This is a genomic window from Microbacterium maritypicum MF109 (genome assembly GCF_000455825.1).
GTDB lineage: Bacteria > Actinomycetota > Actinomycetes > Actinomycetales > Microbacteriaceae > Microbacterium > Microbacterium maritypicum_A.
The window spans coordinates 26,698-47,081 of record NZ_ATAO01000184.1; the positions used below are offsets into that span (position 1 = coordinate 26,698).

General features: G+C 68.4%; 20 protein-coding genes. 12 read left to right on the forward strand and 8 right to left on the reverse strand.

What is annotated here, in order from left to right; all coding sequences use genetic code 11:
- Nucleotides 1-10: 10 nt before the first annotated feature.
- Nucleotides 11-883, reverse strand: coding sequence for a hypothetical protein (locus L687_RS31635; protein WP_152525883.1), 873 nt, complete (start codon nt 881-883; stop codon nt 11-13).
- A gap of 102 nt (nt 884-985) precedes the next feature.
- Between L687_RS31635 and L687_RS31640 the strand changes: the two genes are divergently transcribed.
- Both L687_RS31640 and L687_RS31645 read left to right on the forward strand, forming a co-directional pair.
- Nucleotides 986-1,213 (forward strand): hypothetical protein, encoded by a 228-nt coding sequence (locus tag L687_RS31640; protein WP_152525884.1) that lies wholly within the window; start codon nt 986-988, stop codon nt 1,211-1,213.
- A complete protein-coding gene (locus L687_RS31645; protein ID WP_021199821.1) occupies nt 1,206-2,168 on the forward strand; it encodes a 3-oxoacyl-ACP synthase III family protein in 963 nt (320 codons plus the stop codon). The genes L687_RS31640 and L687_RS31645 overlap by 8 nt, the downstream gene beginning before the upstream one ends.
- A gap of 88 nt (nt 2,169-2,256) precedes the next feature.
- On the opposite strand, the gene L687_RS41875 is transcribed toward L687_RS31645, so the two are convergent.
- Genes L687_RS41875 through L687_RS31660 form a run of 3 tightly spaced genes read right to left on the reverse strand, consistent with a single transcriptional unit; the run spans nt 2,257 to nt 4,598 of the window.
- Nucleotides 2,257-3,018, reverse strand: coding sequence for a polysaccharide deacetylase WbmS family protein (locus L687_RS41875; RefSeq protein ID WP_021199822.1), 762 nt, complete (start codon nt 3,016-3,018; stop codon nt 2,257-2,259).
- Between the two features lie 27 nt (nt 3,019-3,045).
- Nucleotides 3,046-3,633 (reverse strand): hypothetical protein, encoded by a 588-nt coding sequence (locus L687_RS31655; RefSeq protein WP_021199823.1) that lies wholly within the window; start codon nt 3,631-3,633, stop codon nt 3,046-3,048.
- Nucleotides 3,630-4,598: a glycosyltransferase family 2 protein gene (locus L687_RS31660; protein WP_021199824.1), complete on the reverse strand. Its 969-nt coding sequence runs from the start codon at nt 4,596-4,598 to the stop codon at nt 3,630-3,632. Before L687_RS31660 ends, L687_RS31655 begins: the two co-directional genes overlap by 4 nt.
- Nucleotides 4,599-4,772: 174 nt before the next feature.
- On the opposite strand from L687_RS31660, the gene galE reads away from it, so the two are divergent.
- Nucleotides 4,773-5,762, forward strand: coding sequence for a UDP-glucose 4-epimerase GalE (gene galE, locus L687_RS31665; RefSeq protein WP_021199825.1), 990 nt, complete (start codon nt 4,773-4,775; stop codon nt 5,760-5,762).
- Nucleotides 5,763-5,775: 13 nt separating this feature from the next.
- Here galE and L687_RS31670 read toward each other — a convergent pair whose 3' ends face one another.
- Both L687_RS31670 and L687_RS31675 read right to left on the reverse strand, forming a co-directional pair.
- On the reverse strand, nt 5,776-7,074 hold the full coding sequence (locus tag L687_RS31670; protein WP_021199826.1) for an O-antigen ligase family protein: 1,299 nt from the start codon (nt 7,072-7,074) through the stop codon (nt 5,776-5,778).
- Entirely contained in the window at nt 7,071-8,486 is a 1,416-nt protein-coding gene (locus L687_RS31675) for an O-antigen ligase family protein (protein ID WP_021199827.1), read from the reverse strand. Before L687_RS31675 ends, L687_RS31670 begins: the two co-directional genes overlap by 4 nt.
- 68 nt (nt 8,487-8,554) lie before the next feature.
- On the opposite strand from L687_RS31675, the gene manA reads away from it, so the two are divergent.
- From manA to L687_RS31695, 4 genes are all read left to right on the forward strand, one after another.
- Entirely contained in the window at nt 8,555-9,685 is a 1,131-nt protein-coding gene (gene manA, locus L687_RS31680) for a mannose-6-phosphate isomerase, class I (protein WP_021199828.1), read from the forward strand.
- Nucleotides 9,686-9,849: 164 nt separating this feature from the next.
- Nucleotides 9,850-10,170: a WhiB family transcriptional regulator gene (locus tag L687_RS31685; RefSeq protein ID WP_081859749.1), complete on the forward strand. Its 321-nt coding sequence runs from the start codon at nt 9,850-9,852 to the stop codon at nt 10,168-10,170.
- 102 nt (nt 10,171-10,272) lie between these two features.
- Nucleotides 10,273-13,377 carry a glycosyltransferase gene (locus L687_RS31690; RefSeq protein WP_021199830.1) on the forward strand — a complete coding sequence of 1,035 codons (3,105 nt, stop codon included), beginning with the start codon at nt 10,273-10,275 and terminating at the stop codon, nt 13,375-13,377.
- Nucleotides 13,374-14,759, forward strand: a complete 1,386-nt coding sequence (locus L687_RS31695; protein ID WP_021199831.1) for a DUF5719 family protein — start codon at nt 13,374-13,376, stop codon at nt 14,757-14,759. The genes L687_RS31690 and L687_RS31695 overlap by 4 nt, the downstream gene beginning before the upstream one ends.
- A gap of 30 nt (nt 14,760-14,789) precedes the next feature.
- Here L687_RS31695 and L687_RS31700 read toward each other — a convergent pair whose 3' ends face one another.
- Nucleotides 14,790-15,218 (reverse strand): hypothetical protein, encoded by a 429-nt coding sequence (locus L687_RS31700; protein ID WP_021199832.1) that lies wholly within the window; start codon nt 15,216-15,218, stop codon nt 14,790-14,792.
- Nucleotides 15,219-15,296: 78 nt separating this feature from the next.
- On the opposite strand from L687_RS31700, the gene L687_RS31705 reads away from it, so the two are divergent.
- From L687_RS31705 to L687_RS31720, 4 genes are all read left to right on the forward strand, one after another.
- On the forward strand, nt 15,297-15,503 hold the full coding sequence (locus tag L687_RS31705; RefSeq protein ID WP_021199833.1) for a DUF3499 family protein: 207 nt from the start codon (nt 15,297-15,299) through the stop codon (nt 15,501-15,503).
- Between the two features lie 100 nt (nt 15,504-15,603).
- Nucleotides 15,604-16,530 (forward strand): hypothetical protein, encoded by a 927-nt coding sequence (locus tag L687_RS31710; protein ID WP_021199834.1) that lies wholly within the window; start codon nt 15,604-15,606, stop codon nt 16,528-16,530.
- The gene (locus L687_RS31715; protein ID WP_021199835.1) at nt 16,527-17,279 is read left to right on the forward strand and encodes an ABC transporter ATP-binding protein; all 753 of its coding nucleotides are present in this window, start codon (nt 16,527-16,529) and stop codon (nt 17,277-17,279) included. The genes L687_RS31710 and L687_RS31715 overlap by 4 nt, the downstream gene beginning before the upstream one ends.
- Nucleotides 17,276-18,490 (forward strand): ABC transporter permease, encoded by a 1,215-nt coding sequence (locus L687_RS31720; protein ID WP_021199836.1) that lies wholly within the window; start codon nt 17,276-17,278, stop codon nt 18,488-18,490. The genes L687_RS31715 and L687_RS31720 overlap by 4 nt, the downstream gene beginning before the upstream one ends.
- 60 nt (nt 18,491-18,550) lie before the next feature.
- On the opposite strand, the gene L687_RS31725 is transcribed toward L687_RS31720, so the two are convergent.
- Nucleotides 18,551-19,360 (reverse strand): RDD family protein, encoded by an 810-nt coding sequence (locus L687_RS31725; protein ID WP_021199837.1) that lies wholly within the window; start codon nt 19,358-19,360, stop codon nt 18,551-18,553.
- A gap of 16 nt (nt 19,361-19,376) precedes the next feature.
- Here L687_RS31725 and L687_RS31730 point away from each other — a divergent pair, with 16 nt between their 5' ends.
- A complete protein-coding gene (locus tag L687_RS31730) occupies nt 19,377-20,369 on the forward strand; it encodes a stage II sporulation protein M (RefSeq protein WP_021199838.1) in 993 nt (330 codons plus the stop codon).
- The last annotated feature ends 15 nt before the right edge of the window (nt 20,370-20,384 follow it).

Genomic DNA, 20,384 nt, shown 5'->3' on the forward strand with positions numbered 1-20,384 from the left:
CGTCTGCCCGCTAAGAGCGGGCGACCACCCGCGCGGGGTTGCCGAGGACCTGGTCGCCGGCAGATACCTCGCGAAAGACCACGCTCCCGATTCCGATACGTGCACCCGCGCCGACCCGGACCCGGTCGATGAGCGTCGCGTTGGGGCCGACCCAGACGTCATCTCCGACTGCTGTGCTTCCTGCCAGGACCGCACCCGCGGCAACGAACACGCGTTCCCCGAGCTGGCTGCCGTGGGCGATCATCACGTTGCAATCGATGCGACAGTCTGCGCCGAGGCGAGTGTGGCGACGAGAGAAGCCACGTCCCACAACCGTGAGCGACCCGATCTCGGACCCTTCGCCGATGACCGTCTCCCCGTCGTGGACGACGCTCAACACGCCGCGGCTCGTTCGCTTGTGCTCGAATCCGCTGGTGCCGATCACTGCGCCCGCCCTGATCACGGCGTTGGCGCCGATCCGGGCCGACCGCAGAACGGTCGCGTTGGCCTCGATGATCACGTTCGCGCCGATCTCGACGCCGATGGGGTCGACGAACGCTGTCGGATGGATCGAGGCGCTGTCCGCGATGACACTGGGTTCCGTCTCGAGCGTCGAGGTCAGCGCGACCTGATTGTGCAGTGAGTAGAACGCCCACCGGGGATCGTCGGTGACGACGATCACCACGTCGTGAAGAACCGCCCGTGCATCCGTCTCCAGCGGCGTCGCGACCAGGAGGACGCGGAGGGCAGGGTTGGCTGCGGCCTCCGGCAGGAAGCGGGCGTCGTCGATGAAGCTGAGAATCGACCGACCGGGATCCGTGCCTGCCATATCCAGCCCGGCAACTTCGAATGGCTCTGCGGCTTCTATGTCGGTAGCGCGGCGGAGGTCGTCGTGAGTGATCATCTAAGTGATTCTATTCGGCCCTCGACGCCTCTCTGAGAGTCCCGAGGGATATACTTTGTGTCGTGCGTCGAGAAGTTCGATGCCTGAGAGGAGTCAGCCGTCGTGATGTCATCTGCGGAACTTAAGTCGCTCATCGATGAGGCGCTCGGCGGTGTGCAGCCCGACGGTGCTCCCAGCGATCGTCTCTGGGACTCCCTCGACCAGCTCGAGATCACCACGCACCTCCACGACCACCTCGGCGACGGCGTGAGCGACATCGACGCGCTCGCCTCGTTCAAGGATTTCGACGAGCTCGCGGGCATCCTCAGGACAGAGGGCTTCATTGAGTAAGCTCTGGGTCTACGGGCCTTCGACCGCGCTTGGTTCCGAGAGGATCGATGTCGCCGAGCTTCTCGAACAGTACGGCCCGGTGCGCCCTGACTTCATGGACAAGACCGGGTTCCACACGTTGTACGCCACACCGGACGACGTCTCGGCCATGGATCTTGCCGTCGAGTCGATCGAGAAGATCGACGATGGTTGGTGGCGGGACGCGGTCGACGGACTCGTGCATGTCTCGTCGACGAGTGTCTTGACGGCCCCGGGCAACGCACATCTCCTTCAGGCGCGGCTCGATCTCAAGAAGGAGACGTTCGTCCTCGACATCAATGACGCGTGCACCGGATTCGTCCGCGCACTGGCCGTCGTCGACGCGATTATCGCCGCGGGGCTCGCGCGTACCGTGCTTCTTGTCGCCGCTGACACCTACACGAAGCTCTACGACCCGTCGGAGCTCAAAGTCTCGCCGTTGTTCTCGGACGGAGCAAGCGTGCTCATCGTGAGCGGCGCGCCTCTGTCCAACGTTCCGGACGGTGTCGTCGCACACGAGTGGGAGATCATCGCTTCGACCTTCCGATCCGAGGGAGGCCACGCAGCGGACCTCTGCATCACACCTGATGCGCTCCGCGAGTCGGGGCATCTCACGATGAATGGTGGAGCGGTCTACACGTTCGTGCTGCGCAACATCGCCGAGGTCGTCCAGGACCTGACCGACCAGGCCGGTTCGCTCGATGATGTCTCGTGGTATGTGCATCAGGGATCGAGAACTGTGGTCACCGCCGTCGAGAAGGTCCTGAACGCAGAGCAAGGCAGTCTCTTCCGCTCCGCAGGCTACGGCAACGTGGTTCAGAGCTCCATCCCGTTCCAGCTTGCGGACGCTTCGGGTGATGAGTCGACGATCGGATTCCTCGGGTTCGGAGTTGGGCTGACCATTGCGGGTGCCGTCGTCAGGCAGCGCCGCATCTGAGGTTCCTGCGCGACCCACGCGCACGATTCATCGAACCGGGGATCGGCCCGCGTTCGACGAACCGTGCGCGTGGGTCTCTTCGTTCACCTCAGCGTGCGTCTGTGAGTCGTTTCGACTCGGCCAGGCTCCACAGCGTCGTGAACTCGGCATCGAGCGTGTTCTTGGCCTCCAGCATCGACTGGATGAAAGTGCGCGCCCCAGGGGCCGTGCCTCTGAACTCGGCGGCGTCAGCTTCCGTCACGTTGCGCATGTTGCCCAGGGCGGCTTTGAGGCGCTCATACGGGCCGACGCTCGCGCTGTTGAGAGCGAAGTGGATCGGGTGGACATCGATGATCGTAATCTCATCCGACGTACCGCGATCCGTGATGAAGCGGGGCCCGTCCCAGCGGGGTTGCTCAGCGAAGAACTCGAGGTCGTCCTCCCAGACGTAAGCGAATCGAGTCAGGCTGCGTCCATGGTCCAGAGGCAGCGTCGAAGGAGAAACCCCGCTGAGGTCTCGCAGGTAGACGCTTGCGTCGACACTGATGGGGCTCGCGTCCACGACCGTCTGCAGGATCGGGGTCGATTGCACGAGGCAATGGGTCCTCATCGTGCGCGCTTCGGGGGCGAAGCGAAGACACTCGCTGATGACCTCCTCGGGGCTCTCGCCGTGGCTGGAGCCCGGGAGGAAGTTTGGGTGAACGCCGATCTCGACGAGTGTCGGGTGCTCACGCAGAACGTCGAGCATCGGAGATTCATGCGTGACGAACCACGTCGACGGTGTCTCAGCCTCCACGAGTACATCCAGTAACTGTTTCATCGCCCAATCGGGTGCCCAATCGACATCGACGGTGAGTACGACGTTGTGCATTATTGCCCTTCCGTATTGTTCTTCCGCTCACAGACCCAGGAGGGACTGAAGTTCGTGGGCGGAGGCTCGGGCTGCGGCGACAGCCGCCTTCGTCTCGTTTCCGGCAGAGGCGGCCGTGCGCAGATCTGACAGCGTCTGACCGTAGGCGGTGACGCCATCGCGCCACATCTGGTCGATCGAGGCCGGCGGTCGCGCATCCGACAAGCGCTGCGCATCCATCTGGAGGCTGTCGATCACCGACACCGCATCCTGCGCATCTGAGCTGGAAACGATATCGAGACCGCGATCGGCGGCGCCCAGCCATCCGCCCACCTGAGCACGGAAATTCTCAAGGCTCGGGTCGGTCGGCGCGGGGGGAGTGATCTCCGGCGTGCGCGTGGGAGAGCTCGACGGTGTGGTCGTCGATGACGGGTCCGGCGATGCCGTCGCCGCTGGGCTGGGAGATCCGCTGACTCCAGGCGTCGGGCTCTCGCCGCGCGGGAGAAGGAGGATCAGCAGAATGGCGAGGACCGCCAGCCCGGCGATCGCGAGGCCGACGATCAGCCAGATTCGGCCCCTGTTCCTCGGCTTCGGTTCGATCGGTGCCCACCGGAGCTCGGGGGACGGCTCACTCATGAGGCGTCTTCCAGCGCGGGCATGGGCTTCCAGGAGCGGTCGCGGCTGATCTTGCGGCCTTCCTTGAGCCCGCGGAACAGGTTGCTCGTGCCGCGGACGGTGCGCTCGACGAAGAAGAGGCGGATGAGTTCCTTCGCGAAGGTCATCCCGGTGCCGAGTCCGAACAGCACGGGGTTGTAGTTGTCGTGCGCGCGGTAGTAGTGCTTGATGTAGGCGCGATTGCGCATGATGTAGAAGCGGTAGGCGTTGCTCGAGGCGTTCATGTGGCGGATGCCCATGTCCCACTGCTTGATCTCGCGTGTGCGGCGCAGCACGAACTCGTCGACGATGACGGCCGTGGTCTTTCGCGAGGCCAGCCACCCGTACATCTGGTCATCCCAGTAGATGAAGAAGCGGTGGTCGGGCAGGCCGATCTGCTTCACGATCGATCGGTGGATGAACATGCCTTCGAAGCAACCGCTGTTCATCTCCTTGAAGCCGGAGTCGTCGAAGCCCGAGGGAGCGAAGGGGATCGGGATGCCCATGCGCTCCGCGATGCGGTACTGCCAGTAGAACTCGCTGCCGTCGTAGTCGTAGCGGCGACCCTGGATGCTCTTGAAACGAGGGGCCCACTTGCCCATCTTCGCGAGACCGTCCGGAACGACCTCGACATCGTCGTCCATCATCCAGATCCACTCGGAGCCGAGCTCATACGCGGTGCGCATGCCTTCGCTGAACCCGCCGGAGCCTCCCGTGTTGGTCTCCAAGCGGCGATACACCACCTCGGTGCCGATGGTGTCGCGGAAGGATTCGACCACGTCGGTCGTGTCGTCGGAGGAGGCATTGTCGATGATCACGACGCGCCCGGGTTTCGGGTCCATCGCCGTGATGCTGGTGAGAAGTCCGGTGAGCAGATGCGATCTGTTGAAGGTGACGACGACGATCGTCGCCGCTTTCGGATCGAATGCAGCGGGCGCCGCGGTCATACCTTCTCCTCGAAGATCGATGGCAGTTCAGGGGGCTGAGGGCTCCGTCACCACGTGTCACCGTCGGGGACGATGCGGGACATGACGAGCAGTGAGTAGCCTACCGTCCGCTCCCTCGGGATCAGCGGAGAGGCTCACCTCGGCCGCAGAGAGACGATGGTTAGACTGGCTGCGATGAAGGTACTGATCACCGGCGGCGCCGGATACATCGGATCCACTGTCGCCACCGCGTGCATCGAGGCGGGGATGCAAGTGGTCATCCTCGACGACCTGTCCACGGGCCTTCGAGCGTTCTGTGAGGGGCGCGATCTCTATGAGGGCGACATCGCCGAACCGGAGATCCTGACCCGTCTCCTTTCGGATCACCCCGACATCGATGCTGTCGTCCACTGCGCGGCCCGCATCGTGGTGGCCGAATCGGTAACCGACCCCCTCGGCTACTACGACACCAACGTGGGCAGGACCATCGTGCTGCTCCAGCGACTCCGTGACGCGGGTATCTCCCGCATCGTGTTCAGCTCGTCGGCGGCGGTGTACGCGGGGGAGAGCGGTCAGGGCGCCGACGAGAACAGCCCCCTCGCACCGTCCAGCCCCTACGCCACGACAAAGGCCATGGTCGAGCAGATCTTGAAGGACGCGGCGACGAACGACGACTTCCGCGCGATCGCTCTCCGCTACTTCAATCCGATCGGAGCCGATCCGCAGATGCGTACCGGCCTGCAGAACCCCCTGCCCTCGCACGCGCTGGGGAAGATCATGCGGGCCCGCGCGACCGGCGAGCCGTTCTCGATCACGGGCACCGACTGGCCCACCCGCGACGGCTCAGGGCTGCGCGACTACATCCATGTCTGGGACCTCGCGCTCGCGCACGTGGCCGCTGTCCAGAGGTTCGACGACGTCTCCACACCCGATGAGCCCTACCAGGTGATCAATATCGGTACAGGGGAGGGCGTGACCGTCCGCGAGCTCGTGGCGGCGTTCGAGCGCGTCACCGGTGAGCCCCTTCCCACGATCGACACCGATCGCCGCCCCGGAGACCAGGCGGGCGCCTTCGCGATCGTCGATCGCGCGGCGGATGTCCTGGACTGGCGTGCGGAGCGCTCTGTGGACGACGGCGTGCGCGACGCGATCACCTGGGCGGCGAAGCTTCCCTCGGTGCGCTGACGACGCTCTCCGGCTACTCCTGCGGACGCAGCGTCGGGATGGCGCCCGTATGCGCCGCATCGATGTTCTCGCGCCACGACCGCGATTGCCCGGCACGTAGGGCGCACAGCACGAGCATGAACCACCCGGCGCCGACGAGCGTGAAGCTCTCGAACATCGAGTCGACCGCCAGGGTCACGAGCATGATCGGGGTCCACGCGTAGACGACCGATCGTCGTGTGCTCGCCACGAGCCAGGAGCGGATCAGGGCGACACCGCCCAGGAGCAGGAACACCACCAGGCCCGCGGCGCCGAGTTGCAGGAGCACGTCGAAGAACGCGTTGAGCGCGCTCTGGTGGCGATCGTCGAGCTGGAAGTTGATGTAGGTGAACGGGTATTCGCCGCGAGCCCAGTCACCGAACCAGCCCCAGCCCTGGATCGGCTTCACCGCGACGAAGTCCAGGATGGTGTTCCACAGCGAGGCGCGGAGCGAGAAGTCGGATCCGGCGTCGAGCAGGGCGATGATCTGGTGGCGCAGCGCGAAGCCGGCAGCGAGAGCGAGGGTGACCACGACCCCGAGCATCCATTGCACGATCGTCCGTCGTTCCGGAGGCGCATGCCGGACGATCGTGAGCGCCACCGTGACGACGCCCACGGCGCCGGCGAGCACCAGGACGGTCGGAGAGGAGGAGAGCACCGCCAGGAACCCCGCCAGCCCTATCGAGATCACGGCGAGTGGTGCGTTCACCGATTGCGTCCGCCACTCGATCACGAACGTGATCAGTGCGATCACCGCGATGAACCCGAGCATGTTGCGACTGCCGAACAGCCCCTGGATCGGGCCGCCCGCCGCGAGGTCGCCCTGCACGCCGAGGAATGTGAACGGCAGGTCGAGAAGCACGCCCGACAGGATCTCCACGGCGAGCGAGGCGGCGAGGAGCACCCGCAGCGTGTCTCCGATCGCCCGCACGGTCTGGAGGGTGTCCCGGATGTGTCCGATCGTGATCGCCAGGAACGCATAGCCGAACAGGGACATCCAGCCGAAGATCGTGTCGGACTTGTCCGTGCTCCAGAAGACGCTCACGAGGGCCCACGCGAGGAATGCGAGCAGCGACGACGGCGCGATGCGCAGAAGGGAGAGCTCGTCCCTGCGCACCCACAGGATCGCCGCGCCGAGCAGGCACAGCGCCGCGATGATCGTCGCCAGCGTGACGGCTGAAGTCATCTGCCGGATCGCGTACGATCCGAACACCGCGGTCAGGGCAGCGAGCGTGAACGCACGAGCCAGCTCCACCGATCCGAGCAGGCGGACCATCGGGCGCGCCGGCGTCACGGCACCCGCCGCTGCCGAGCGCCGCGTTCGAACAGGAGGTCGCGCTCGCCGACGCCGACCAGCGGCACCGACTTGAGCTTGAACGACAGGAGCACCAGGAGCATCCACCCCCACAGCATGATAGGGGTGGACTCGGAGAAGCCCTGCACCAGCAGCACCACCGTGAACAGGCTGGGAAGCAGGGTCAGCGGGGAGAACGGTCGTGCGCCGTCGAGATCCCAGCGGGGACGGTCGACGGCGAAGAACCAGGAGCGCCACAGCAGCGTGCCGTACGCGACCGCCATGAGCACAACGCCGACGACACCGAGCTGGAGCAGGACGTCCAACCACATGTTGTGCGCGTGGAACACGGTGATGCCGTGGTCGGTGATCCACTCGTCGAAAGCGGGGTCCGTCGGGATCCAGGGGCTCGAGAAGCCGTTGCCGAAGATCGGGTGCTCGCCGGCGCGCTGCAGCACCTTGGTCCAGATCTTGTCCGAACGGCCGGTCAGATCGGCGCTGCGGCCGAGGAGACCGAGCAGCGGCTCGCGCAGCAGCCAGACGCCCAGGGCCGCGATCGCCGCGCCGCCGATGGCCACGATGTAGATGCGCGTGCGTGCGCCGGGGGTGCGGGCGCGGCGCATCAGGAGTGCGACGACGAGGACCACCGCGACGGCGGCTGCGCACACCATCGCGGTGGCCGATGCCGTACGGAACAGGAAGTACGCCGCGAGGAGCATCCACAGGGCGAGCGTCGTGCGCCACCGCGCTCTGGCGGCGAACAGCACTCCGAATGTGATGATCGCGAAGAGCGAGATGATCGCCAGGAGATTCGCGTTTCCGACGATGCCCTGGATCCTGCCCCCGTCGAACAGGTTGTCGCGCACCCAGTACCACTGCGGATCGATCTTTCCGTCCGGGAGTTCGAGGAAGTTCGGCAGCAGCGGTCCATGAAGCACCAGAGAGACCCAGAGCTCGATCGCCAGGGAGAGGCCGAGGATCCACTTGAACGCGGAGGAGAGAGCGCGGACGATCTCATGCCAGGTGAGCACGTGGGCGATGAAGAGAGCGTTGACCGTGACGGACGCGAGCAGGACCCAGGTGATGAGCGTCGGCCCGCGCCACTGCGACCAGGCCACGGATACGAGCGCGAGGGTCGTGTAGCCGAGCGCGGTCCAGGGCAGGCGACGCCAGCGGAAAGGCTGCGGGCGATTGCGGGCGAGCATCGGGACGCCGATGCCGAGCGTCGCCAGCGTGAAGACGGCGAGCGTGATCGCGGCGCCCTCCGGCCCGAGCAGGTTGTAGACGGCAGAGTGGGCGAAGGTGACGAATAGCACGATGATCGCATACCCGCGCAGCAGGAGATGCCCCGTCGACTCGCGCTCCGGCGCGGTGGGCGGGGCAGACACCGGATGCTTCGTGTACTGGGCCATCGCGTTCAGGCTACCGCCCCGCGCTCCCGACGTCGCTGAACGCGGCGACGCGGCTCTACGCTGGTGGCATGCTGCTGAGCCTCACCAACACGCCCCGTGATTACGCCTGGGGATCGGACTCCCTCCTCGCCGGACTCGAGGGACGCACACCGACCGGCGCTCCGGAGGCGGAGGTCTGGTTCGGCGATCACCCCGGTGACCCCGCCGACGTCGCCGGTGGTGGCACACTCGATCAGGTCACGGGAGGCACGCTTCCCTACCTCCTCAAGCTGCTCGCGGCGGGACGCCCGCTCTCGATCCAGGTGCATCCGACGATCGAGCAGGCGCGCGCGGGGTGGGCGCGGGAGAGCGGTCTCGACGCCGACGACCCGCAGCGCAACTATCGGGATGACAACCACAAACCCGAACTCCTGGTGGCGCTCAGCGATCGGTTCGAGTCGCTGAGCGGACTGCGTCCCGTCCCCGACACGCTCTCTCTGCTCGAGGCGCTCGATGACAGCCGTGGGGTCCGACAGCTGCGCGCACGTCTGCGCGCCGAGGGCGACGCCCTCCGCGACGTGATCGCCTGGCTGCTCGGCGGTGAGGCGGACGACGAGGTCGACGAGATCATCGGCGCGATCGTCACGGCCGCGGCTCGGGGCGAGGCGGGGGAGTGGAGCACGACGCTCCGCGCTATCGCCGACGTCGCGGAGACGTACCCGGGGGACCCGGGGGTCGTCGTGGCGCTGCTCATGAACCATGTGGTGCTCGCGCGTGGAGAAGGCGTGTTCCTGCGCGCCGGTCTGCTGCACGCCTATCTCTCCGGGCTCGGCGTCGAGATCATGGCCGCGAGCGACAACGTGCTCCGCGGGGGCCTCACGCCGAAGCGCATCGATGTGCCCGAGCTCCTGGCCATCCTCGACACCACTCCCGGGGAGGTGCCGGTGCTGCGCGCAGAGAGCGCGGGGCCGGTCACGCCGTATCCCGTTCCGGTATCCGACTTCGCCCTCGAGCGCGTCGTGGTCGACGGAGCCGTCCTCACCCTCGACGTCTCCGGGCCGACGATGGTGCTCGCCACCGCGGGCGAGGTCACCGTCTCTTCGGCCTCCGGGGACGAACTCGTGCTCGCGGTCGGCACGGTCGCCTTCGCCGACGCGGACGAGGCGACCGTCACGCTCTCGGGCGTGGGCGAGGTCTTCATCGCTGGTCCAGGGCGATGATCCCCGCGGCCGATCACCGCATCCCGACACGCCGGTGATGGTCCATGAACCTTCAAGAGTCGCTTGAGGGTTTACGATCCGCGACTTGACCGGAGCGAATGACACGGGTGTAATTAGTCATGCGCACGGCCCGCCGGGGGGCGGAGACAGGGTTGGAGATCGAGATGACGGGTTACCGTTCAGACGTACCGGAGAACTGGTTCGTCGATCCGATCAACCTCGGTGTTCCCGGGGTTCGACGCACCGATGCCGGCGATGACGACAACGCTCTCGCCTGGCAGAGCGACGCTCTCTGCTCGCAGACCGACCCGGAGGCGTTCTTCCCCGAGAAGGGTGGATCGACGAGGGACGCCAAGCGGATCTGCACGTCGTGCGACGTCCGCGGGGAGTGCCTGGAATACGCTCTCAACAACGATGAGCGGTTCGGCATCTGGGGTGGCCTGTCCGAGCGCGAGCGCCGGAAGCTCAAGCGCCGCGCGAGCTGAACGGACCCGCATCGGCGCGAGAGCGACGATGCCACCGGCTTCGCGGGCGCGCCGTATCCGGTGCGTCGACGTCGCCCCTCGCGCGCATAGGCTGACGACGTCATGCCAGCCCGAGTTCACGCCATCATCGTCGCGCGCACTGGATCCTCTTCCCGAGCGCAACTCCTCCGCACTCTCGACGCCCTTCGCGCGCAGACCACCCCCGCGGCGGCGGTGACCCTCGTCGTATGCGGCGATGCGTCGTCCGTGCGCGAGAGCGAGGTCGTGGCGGGCACCGTCGAAGGGATCATCGAGGCGCGTGCGTCGACGTCCTTCGCCGAGGCGGTGGAGCTCGCCCGACCTCGAGTGCCCGAGGGGTCTGCGGTCTGGCTGCTGGCACAGGACACGACGCCGCACCCTCGGGCGCTGGAGCGTCTGAGCGGCACGCTGGAGCGCTCGCCGTCCGCCGCCATCGTCGCCCCCAAGCTCGTCGCCACGGACAACGAGCGCGAGATCGTCTCGCTCGGCGTCAGCATGACCGCGTGGGGCCGCTCCGTCGAACTCGCGGCGGGAGAGCTCGATCAGGGTCAGCACGACCGTTCCGACGATGCTCTCGGCGCCGATGTGCGGGGGATGCTCATCCGTGGCGAGGTGCGCGATGCCCTGCGACCCGATCCGGCCCTCGCGGGGGCCGATGAGGGACTTGACCTCGGGGTCCGTGCACGCCTCGGCGGTGGCCGTGTCGTCCTCGCGCCGAGTGCGCGGGTCTCAGCATCATCGGGCGGTCCTGCTGCGCTTCCGCCGGGTCGATCGCGCCGCGCCTACGTGACCCGCCTGGCCCAGCTGCACCGACGGCTGGCGTACGCGCCGGCCGCGGCCGTGCCGCTGCACTGGCTCAGCCTGCTTCCTCTCGCGCTGTGGCGCTCCATCACCGACCTCGTCGGCAAGCGGCCCGAGGCTGTTTTCCCCGAATGGGGGGCTGCCCTCACGGCCATGTTCCGATTCGGTGCGGTCGCACGTTCCCGCGCCGGCATCCGCGCCTTCCGCACTTCCGCCTGGGCCGGCATCGCTCCGTTGCGCGTGACGTCCTCCGAGCTGCGACGGCGTCTGGATGACGGGCACGGAAGCGAGGGAGGTGCGGTCAGCGAACTGCGTTTCTTCTCCGGTGGTGGGGCCTGGGCTGTACTCGCGGCCCTGGTCGTCAGCATCGCGTCCTTCACGAGCCTGCTCGCCTGGCCGACGCTCGGGGGCGGGGGACTGCTGCCGCTCCGTCAGACCATCGCCGCGCTCTGGAGCGATGCGGCGTGGGGAACCCGCGACGTCGCCCTCGGCCTCGTCGGCCCTGCCGACCCCTTCGCCTCCGTGGTCGCGGTACTCGGGACGCTCTGGCCTGCCGGTCCTTCCTTCGCCATGGTGCTGTTGTGGATCCTCGCCCTCCCGCTCGCAGTTCTGGGAGGGTGGTTCGCCGCCACGCGAGTGACCGATCGCGGAGGGCTCCGGATCTTCGCCGGCATCGCGTGGGCGCTCGCGCCCACGTTCCTCACCGCCCTGGTCGACGGACGTCCGGCCGCGGTGCTCGTCCATCTCCTGCTTCCCTGGCTCTTCCACAGCGCTGTGGTCGCCCATCGGTCATGGGGCGCCGCCGGGAGCGCGTCGCTGCTCCTCGCCGCCGTGCTCGCCTGCGCACCGTCGCTGGCACCTGCCCTTGCGCTGCTCTGGATCGTCGCCCTGGGCATCGTGCTGGGAACGGCGCAGTTCCGTGGCGCGGGGCGACTGCTCTGGCTGCCGGTGCCGACGATCGCCCTGTTCGCACCACTGGTGATCTGGCAGCTCGCTCACGGCACGCCTCTGGGGATCCTCGGCGACCCCGGACTCATCTGGGCGGGCCCCCAGGCCGCCGCTGACGCCGCCGGACGCCTCGCGATCGCCGGTGGCTTCCCGACATCGGAGCTGGGCGGCTGGATGGCGCTTCTGCCCGCACCCATCGCCGTGTGGGCGCCACTCCTGTGCGCACCTCTCGCCGTGCTGGCGCTCGGTGCGGCGGTCGCTCCACGCTGGCGCGCGGGGATCACCCTGCTCGTGGTCGCCCTGTCCGGGCTCGCCACGGCGTTCCTCGCGGTCGGGGTCACGGTGAGCTTCGCGCAGGGGACGCCGGTGGCGATCTGGCCGGGTACCGGACTCAGCTTGGCGTGGATCGGTGTCGTAGGGGCTGCCCTCGTGACGCTCGACACCGCGCTCACGCTTCCGCGTCTGCGGATCTTCGCGGCCGTCGCCGCGGCGGTGACACTGGCGGTCTGCGCGATCCCGGCGCTCAGCGCGCTGCACATGGGGCGCTCGGTGCTCACGAACGGTCCTGAGTCGACGCTGCCCTCGTATGTGGCCGCACAGGCCGCAGGGGATCGGCCGATCGCGACCCTCGTGCTCACCCCGCAGAACGACGGAGGACTGGCCGCAGAAGTGGCCTGGGGAGCCAGCGAGACGCTGGGGTCGCAGTCGACGATGATCTCCACCGCGGTCGAGCCGCAGGGAGCCGACATCTCCGCCCTGGCCGTGGATCTCCTCTCGGCCCGCGACTTCGATGCGCCCGGAGCATTGGCCGCCGAAGGGATCAGCTACGTCCTGGTCGCTGAGGTTCCTGGTGAAGGGGACAAGGCGCGGGCGCTTCGTACCGCGGCGGTCGCCTCGATCGATCAGCGTGCCGGCCTCGTGCACGCGGGCACCACCGATCGCGGCGTGCTCTGGCGTCTCGATGCCGACGCCGCCGAACAGCCACCGCTGACATCCGCCCAGCAGGGCACTGCTCGCCTCGTGATCACCGTGCAGCTGCTCGCAGTCTTCGCGGCCCTCCTGCTGTCCATCCCGACCCGTGCGTCGCGTCGTGCGGCTCGCGCCCAGTCGCGCATCGTCGGTCGCGTGCCTGAGGAGCCGATCGTGCTGCCTCGGCACGCGGAGGACAGGGATTCCCTCGATGAAGCGCCCGTCGGGGTGATCGAGGACCCCCAGGACGCGCCCGCCCTGAATGACGAGGCACTGGCGCCGATCGCTGATCCGGTGATCGATGACGCCGCTGGGCCGGTGGACGAGGTGACAGTGGGCGACGCGACAGCGGGCGACGCGACGGTGGGCGACGCGACGGTGAGCGAGGCGACAGCGGACGGTGGGTCGGCGGACGGCGCTTCGGCGAGCCCCCACGACGAACACGCGAAGCCGATGGAGGAGGACCGATGAGCAACGGGAACCGCGCCTTCCGGGTCGCCGCGACCAGCGCCCGTGTCATCACGGGCGTGGCCGTGATCGCCGCCTGCGTCGTCGGTGTCGCCACGGCGATCCATGCGCCGTGGCCGACCGTCGCGCACGACCCCGCGCAGGTCGAGGTCACACCCGTGCCCGGCGACAGCGTGCTGGTCTGCAACGGCGATCTCCGTGCTCTCGGTCGTGACGCGTCGGCCCCCCTGGACATGCTCTCCGCGGCACCGACGAGCCTCACGTCCGGAGGCACGGCCGGAAGACCGTCGTCCGAGACGCTTGAGGTACCCGATCTGCCCGATGCGGGTGGACCGCAGGTGCTCACCGGCCCGGTCGATGGGCGTTCGGCACCGCTGATCGCCGGTGCCGAGTCCGTCACGATCGCCGCGGACGACCTCGCGGGGTACGCCGCCCTGCCCTGCGGCGTGCCGAGGCTGGAGTCGTGGCTCGTGGGCGGGAGCATCGACACCGGCACCGAAGACATCATCACCCTCACCAACGCGACCGAGGTCCCGTCGACGGTGACCCTCGCCGTGTACGGAGCCGCCCGCAGCACCCGGACGGTCATCGTCCCTCCGCGCTCGCAGACGGCGCTCCCTCTGACCTCGTTCGCCACCGGCAACGATCTGCCGGTGGTCAAGGTGAGCGCGGTGGGAGCCCCGGTGAGAGCGGCCCTCCAGTCCTCGCTCGTGCGCGTCCTCGATCCTGCCGGCATCGATCTCCAGGACTCGGTCGCGGGACCCCAGCAGAGACTCGTCTTCACCGGAGTGCAGGCGTTCCCGGCCAACGGCGATGACGCGGAGATGGCCGTTCTCCGGGTGCTGGCCCCCGGCGTCGACGCTCGGGTCCAGGTGAAGGTGCAGGCCGAGGGCGCCACGGTGCCTGTAGACGAGTTCACCGTGCCCGTCGAGGCGGATCTTCCCGCTCAGGTCTCGCTCTCCGGCCTCGAGCCCGGTCGGTACACCGTCGAGGTCGAATCCGACGTGCCGCTCCTCGCCGGGGTCAGGCAGCAGGACGGCTTCGGTCTCGATTCGGACTTCGCGTGGGTCACTCCCGCGCCGGAGATCGACGCCGAGGTGGTCTTCGCCGTGCCCTCCGGTCCCGATGCACGACTGCAGGTGTCGAACACCTCGGACCGGGACGCGACCGTCACACTCGAGCCGGTCGACGGCGGTCAGGCCCAGGAGGTCGTCATCCCCGCGGGGGAGACCGGCGGGATCGCGGTGGAGGGGCGGACGACGTACCGGATGCGGACGACGGCGCCCATGCACGCGGCCGTGACCCTCACGGCACCCGGGGCGCTCGCAGTGCTCCCGGTGCAGGCGAGCAGCGGCGGAGAGAAGCCGATCACGGTCTATCCCTGACGGAACGCGGGTGCCCCGGCCGCCGGAGTGTCAGTGCTCGTGACCGAGATCCCACGGTTCACGGCCGACGTACTCCGCGGCGGCCCGGAACACCGCGCTCTCGATGGCCATGCGTCTGTGGGCGGCATCGTCGTGCCCCGGAGGCAGGAGCCGCTCGATGGGAAGTCGGAACAGGACGATACGTCGATTGTCGCGATCGAGGTACCAGCGCGGCACCTCTTCGCCGGCGTCGAAACCCGGGATCGCGCCGATCTCGAACCGGACGTTCTGCAACTCTGGCCATGTCCCGCGGAGGAACTCCACGGCCGTTCCGACGGTGAGGTCGAATCTGTCGAGGCGGCCGTCGAGCGGAGCCAGCGGTGGTCGTACGACCTCGCTGCGGCCGAGACGCCCGTGTCGTCCGTGCCGTGCACCGCGCCGCGGGGCAGCGGAGGCATGAGCGGTGCGGCGGCGGGGCATGACGAAAGTCTAGGCGGTGCCAGGATCACTCGGCGCGGCATCCGGCGCTCACCCGGGGCGCGCCGTACGCTGGCGGAGATGGACGGACGACTGTGCTCGAAGGTCGGCTGCGCGCGCGAAGCCGTAGCCACCCTCACCTACGACTACGGCGATCAGATGGCGGCGCTCGGCCCGCTCGGCGCCGCGAACGACCCGCAGGCACATGATCTGTGCTCACCGCATGCGGACCGGCTCTCGGTTCCCGCGGGCTGGCTGGTGGTCCGTCACGAGGCCCTCCGCGCCTGACGGCGTTGCGTCGACACGCGGACGCAGCCGTCGGCGAGGATCCGAAGTCTGGATACGCTGACCGCAGGCGTGCCAGGGCGGCACGGCTGGAAAGGCACTCGTGATCGTCTGGCGCCGCTGGATCTTCCCCCTGCTTCTCGTGGTGGTCTTCGGAGCGTGTGCCGCGGCACTCGTCAAGATCGCGTTCTTCCCCGACCGCGCGGAGAGCGTCGTCAGCCCTGAGGCGGGGATCACGGATCCGGTGGTGGTGGTGGAACGCGGTTCGGTGGTCAACGCGCTGAGCCTGAGTGGGAACGTGGCCCGCGACGACGCCTACGTCGTCCGCGGCGAGCTCAACGGCACCGTCCTCGCCGTGCACGTGGGTGAAGGAGCAGCGGTGGCCGCCGGCCAGAAGCTCTACACCGTGCGCCAGGAAGAGCCGCGCAAGGACATCGACGTCGTCGCGCCGGAAGCGGGCGACGTGTCGGAGTTCGCCATGGTCAAAGGCCAGGCCACCACGGTCGGGACAGAGGCGTACAAGCTCACCCCGGCCAAGTACCACCTGCTCGCGACGGTCGACCCTGTGCAGCTGTACCGCCTCGTCAACGCGCCCACGGAGGCGACGGTCACCATCACCGGCGGTCCCGCGCCGTTCGCGTGCACCGGAGTCGGGGTGCAGGTCACCGCGGAGGGCACGGCGAGTGTGCGCTGCGCCATCCCCGTCGATCAGACCGTCTTCGCCGGACTCCCCGCGAAGATGGACCTCGCTCTCGGCCAGGTCGACGATGCTCTGGTGATCCCGGTCACCGCCGTCCAGGGCGGCGCGGGATCCGGCAAGGTCTGGGTGGACGCGGGCGACGGATCCGACCCCGAGGAGCGCGCCGTGACGCTCGGCGTCAACGACGGCGTCACGGTCGAGGTGACGGAGGGGCTGGCCGAGGGGGACAGCATCCGTCAGTTCGTCCCCGGCTTCGTGGCTCCCGTCGAGGAGTTCTGCTACGAGGTCTCCCCGGGAGTGGAGCAGTGCGACAGCGGGATGAACTGGTGAGTCTCGTCGCGCTCGACGACGTCTCCAAGAGCGTGCTCCTGGCGGACGACTCCCGGCTGGAGATCCTCCGCGGGATCACCCTCGAGGTGGGAGCCGGTGACCACGTCTCGATCGTGGGTCGGTCGGGATCCGGGAAATCCACCCTGCTCAACATCCTGGGCATGCTGGACGCACCGACATCGGGCTCCGTCGCATTCGAAGGACGCGAGGTGCGCAGGATGCGCTCCGGTCGGCTCGACCGCCTGCGCGGGGACAACGTCGGCTTCGTCTTCCAGCAGTTCAATCTTCTTCCCGGGCGCACGGCGATCGACAACGTGATGATGCCGCTGGGCCACGCCAAGGGGAAGATGTTCTGGAACCGTCGTCAGATCGCCGCCGACATGCTGGAGCGGGTCGGCCTCGGGCATCGTGTCGAGCAGATCGCGGACAAGCTCTCCGGCGGCGAACAGCAGCGCGTCGCGATCGCCAGGGCGCTGGTACGCCGACCCGTCCTGATCCTCGCCGACGAGCCGACGGGCGCGCTCGACATCGACACCGGCGCATCCGTGATGTCGCTCCTCGACGAGGTGGCCACCGAGACGGACGCTGCACTGGTCACGATCACCCATGACCTCCATGTCGCGGCACGGGCACGTCGGCACTACCGCCTCGATGCGGGCCGCCTGGAAGCCGCCGACCTCAGCCGCGCCTTCGAAGCGTCGACCCTCGTGGCGTCGGTGCCTTCGGCGCCGCCGGAGGTGATCGCATGACCGGCTTCCTCGGTGCTCTCTCTGACGCCTGGGCCGAGATCCGGGTGCACAAGCTGCGTGTGCTGCTCAGCCTGATCGGCATCGCGGTGTCGGTGGGCGCTCTGACCGCGGTCGTCGCGTTCTCCGAGTATCAGCGCCAGTTCCAGTCCGAGCAGTCCGACCGGTGGGGCGGGCGCGCCGCGACCGTCGTCGTCTCCGTCAACAGCGATGACGGCTCGCCCGTCGACGCCGACGGCTTCGATGCCCGCTTCAGCCGTGTGTCCGAGCGGTTCGGCTTCAGCCACACCGCGCGCATCTCCCAGGGGCTGACGGTCGACCTGCAGCTTCCCGACGGCATAGCGCCGGTTCCGGCGCGCATCATGGATCCTGCGTTCTCGCAGATCCATCGCGAGCGACTTCTGGACGGGCGCTGGTTCCTCGACTCGGACATCGAGGCGATGGCACCCCCCGTCGTGATCACCGAGCCCCTCTGGGACCGTCTGGGGCGTGTGCCGCTGTCGCAGCACCCGACGGTGACCCTGAGCGGTCCGGCCGGTGGCACGTATCAGGTGATCGGAGTCACACCTCGCAAGGGCTTCGGCGACGAGGAGCTTCGCGTCGATCTGCTCTACGACGCATACCGGGCCCGCGTGGACGCGTTGCCCACGGAGGCGTGGACCCAGTACGAGATCTGGATGGGCACGGGGCAGGTCGACCAGATCGCCCCGGTGCTCGCGATGGACCTCCGGGCGGGCCTGCCTGCCGGACAGACGGTCACGGTGAACAGATCGGACTGGGCGGCGCAGCCCGGCGCGATGGACGCCCAGGCGACCTTCGAGATGATCACCGGAGGAATCGCCGCGCTGATCCTCGCCCTCGGAGCGCTGAGCCTCATCAACATCCAGCTCGTGGCGATGCGCCAGCGCGTGCGCGAGATCGGTGTGCGACGCGCGTTCGGGGCGAGCTCGGGCCGGGTCTTCTTCGCGGTGTTCCTGGAGAGTCTGGTGGCGACGACGGTGGCCGGCGTGATCGGGATCGCGATCGTCGTCGCGGTGCTGCGGTCGGAATGGGTCATCACATCGCTGTTCTACGGCATCCAGGACATCCCGCCGTTCCCGATGCGGGCGGCGCTCATCGGGCTTCTCGCCTCCGTCATCGTCGGCGCGGTGTCGGGCTTCATACCCGCTCTCGTCGCCCTGCGGGTGAAGGTGATCGACGCGATCCGTTTCTGACGCACCGGCGGGCTCGATCGGGTCGCCCGGTGCTGGTGGGAGGGTTCCTGCGGACGTCCGCTAGACGCCGACCCGACGGCCGGTGAGCCGTTCGGCACGACGATCGGAGTTCTCCAGCGCGCGCCGCTCGCGCTCGCGACGCAGAACGGTGATGCCGATCAGAACCTGCTCGGGCGGCGCCGAGGGCAGCGGGGAGACGAACGGGCTCGCCTCGGTGAGCAGATCCTGGGCGACGCGTGCCCGCGCCGCCGGGATCATGCGCGGGGCACTCTGCAGGAACTGGGAGATCCGGCGTGCGAGACGGTCGGGCAACCGGGCGACGTCGGCGATCTGCGCCCAGCCGGCCAGCGGTGAGGGAAGGACGGGGACGTGCGAGCTCAGAGCGGGTGTGCGCTCGCGCTGGCTGTAGGTCCCGGCGACGAGGTCGCCCAGACGCTGCGATCGCGCGGTGAACGCGCCCGTGAGCACGGCGATCCCGCCGAAGGTCATGTAGATCTCGAGGACGCCGAGCAGCCCGCGGATGAACGCGTGACGGAAACCCGCGGCGCCGCCGTCCATGCGCACGATCCGTCCACCGACCGCGAGCTTGCCGAGGCTGCGTCCCTTCAACGCGACCTCCATCGTGATCGGGAGCACGACGAAGCTCACCACGAACGCCGAGACCACGGCGATGCGATCCGTCGTCTCATCGAGCACGCCCGCGTCCAGCAGCCAGATGCGCAGGAAGATCCACAGGATGAAGACGGCGTAGCCGAGGAGCATGTCGATCGCGGCGCCGAGCGCTCGCAGCAGGAACCCGACGGGCTGCACGTCGAGCGCGACGGCCTCGCCGGACAGGACCTCGTCGGAGACGTCGATCGGGACGGACATGAGTACAGTAAATCAGGTGGATGCCGATGCGCTGACAGATGCACGCCGCGCCGAATGGGAGCGGCTCGACCAGCTCAGTCGCGCCCGTCTCGACGGCGACGGGGTCGATGAGCTCATCGTCCGGTATCGGGCGGCCTCCGCCGATCTCGCCGAACTGAAGACGTCCGTCGGCGACTCGCCGCAGGGCGCGTACCTGTCGACGATCCTGGTCCGCGCCCGGCTGCGGCTCACCGGCGCATCCGACAGCATCCTCACCCAGACGAGCCGCTTCTTCCGGTGGCAGCTGCCCGCGGCCCTGTACCGCTTGCGTTGGACGACGCTGGTCATCGCGATCTCGTTCATCGCGGTCGCCGTCGGCACCGCCGCATGGATCGCGAGCGACCCCGCGATCGTGGCCACGCTGGGGCCGCCTGCGGCCCTCGCGCAGTATGCGGAGGAGAGTTTCACGGGCTACTACACGGAGAACCCGGCAGCGGCGTTCATGGGCATGGTCTGGACGAACAACGCCTGGATCGCCATGCAGTGCGTGCTCTTCGGCGTCACGGGGATCTGGCCGGTGTACGTGCTGGTGCAGAACGCGATGGGTCTCGGCACGACCGGGGCGATCATGGCCGTCCACGACAAGGCCGACCTCATGGTGCTGTACATCCTTCCGCACGGGATGCTCGAGATGACCTGCATCTTCGTCGCGGCCGCCGCCGGGCTGCACGTCTTCTGGGCCTGGGTCGCCCCGGGGCACCGTACGCGTGGGCAGGCGCTCGCCGAGCAGGGAAGGGCGCTGGCGACCGTCGCGATGGGTCTGGTCTTCGCGCTGTTCCTCGCCGGGCTCGTCGAGGGATTCGTGACGGGCTGGGCACTGCCCTGGCCGGTGAAGATCGGGATCGGTGCGGCCGCGCTCGCCGTGTTCCTCATCTACATGCTGGTGATCGGCGGGAGGGCGCATCGCGCGGGTGAGACCGGCGACCTCGTCGAATACGAAGCGGGCACCCCGCGCCTGGTCGTCGGCTGACGCGATCGGTTGGGC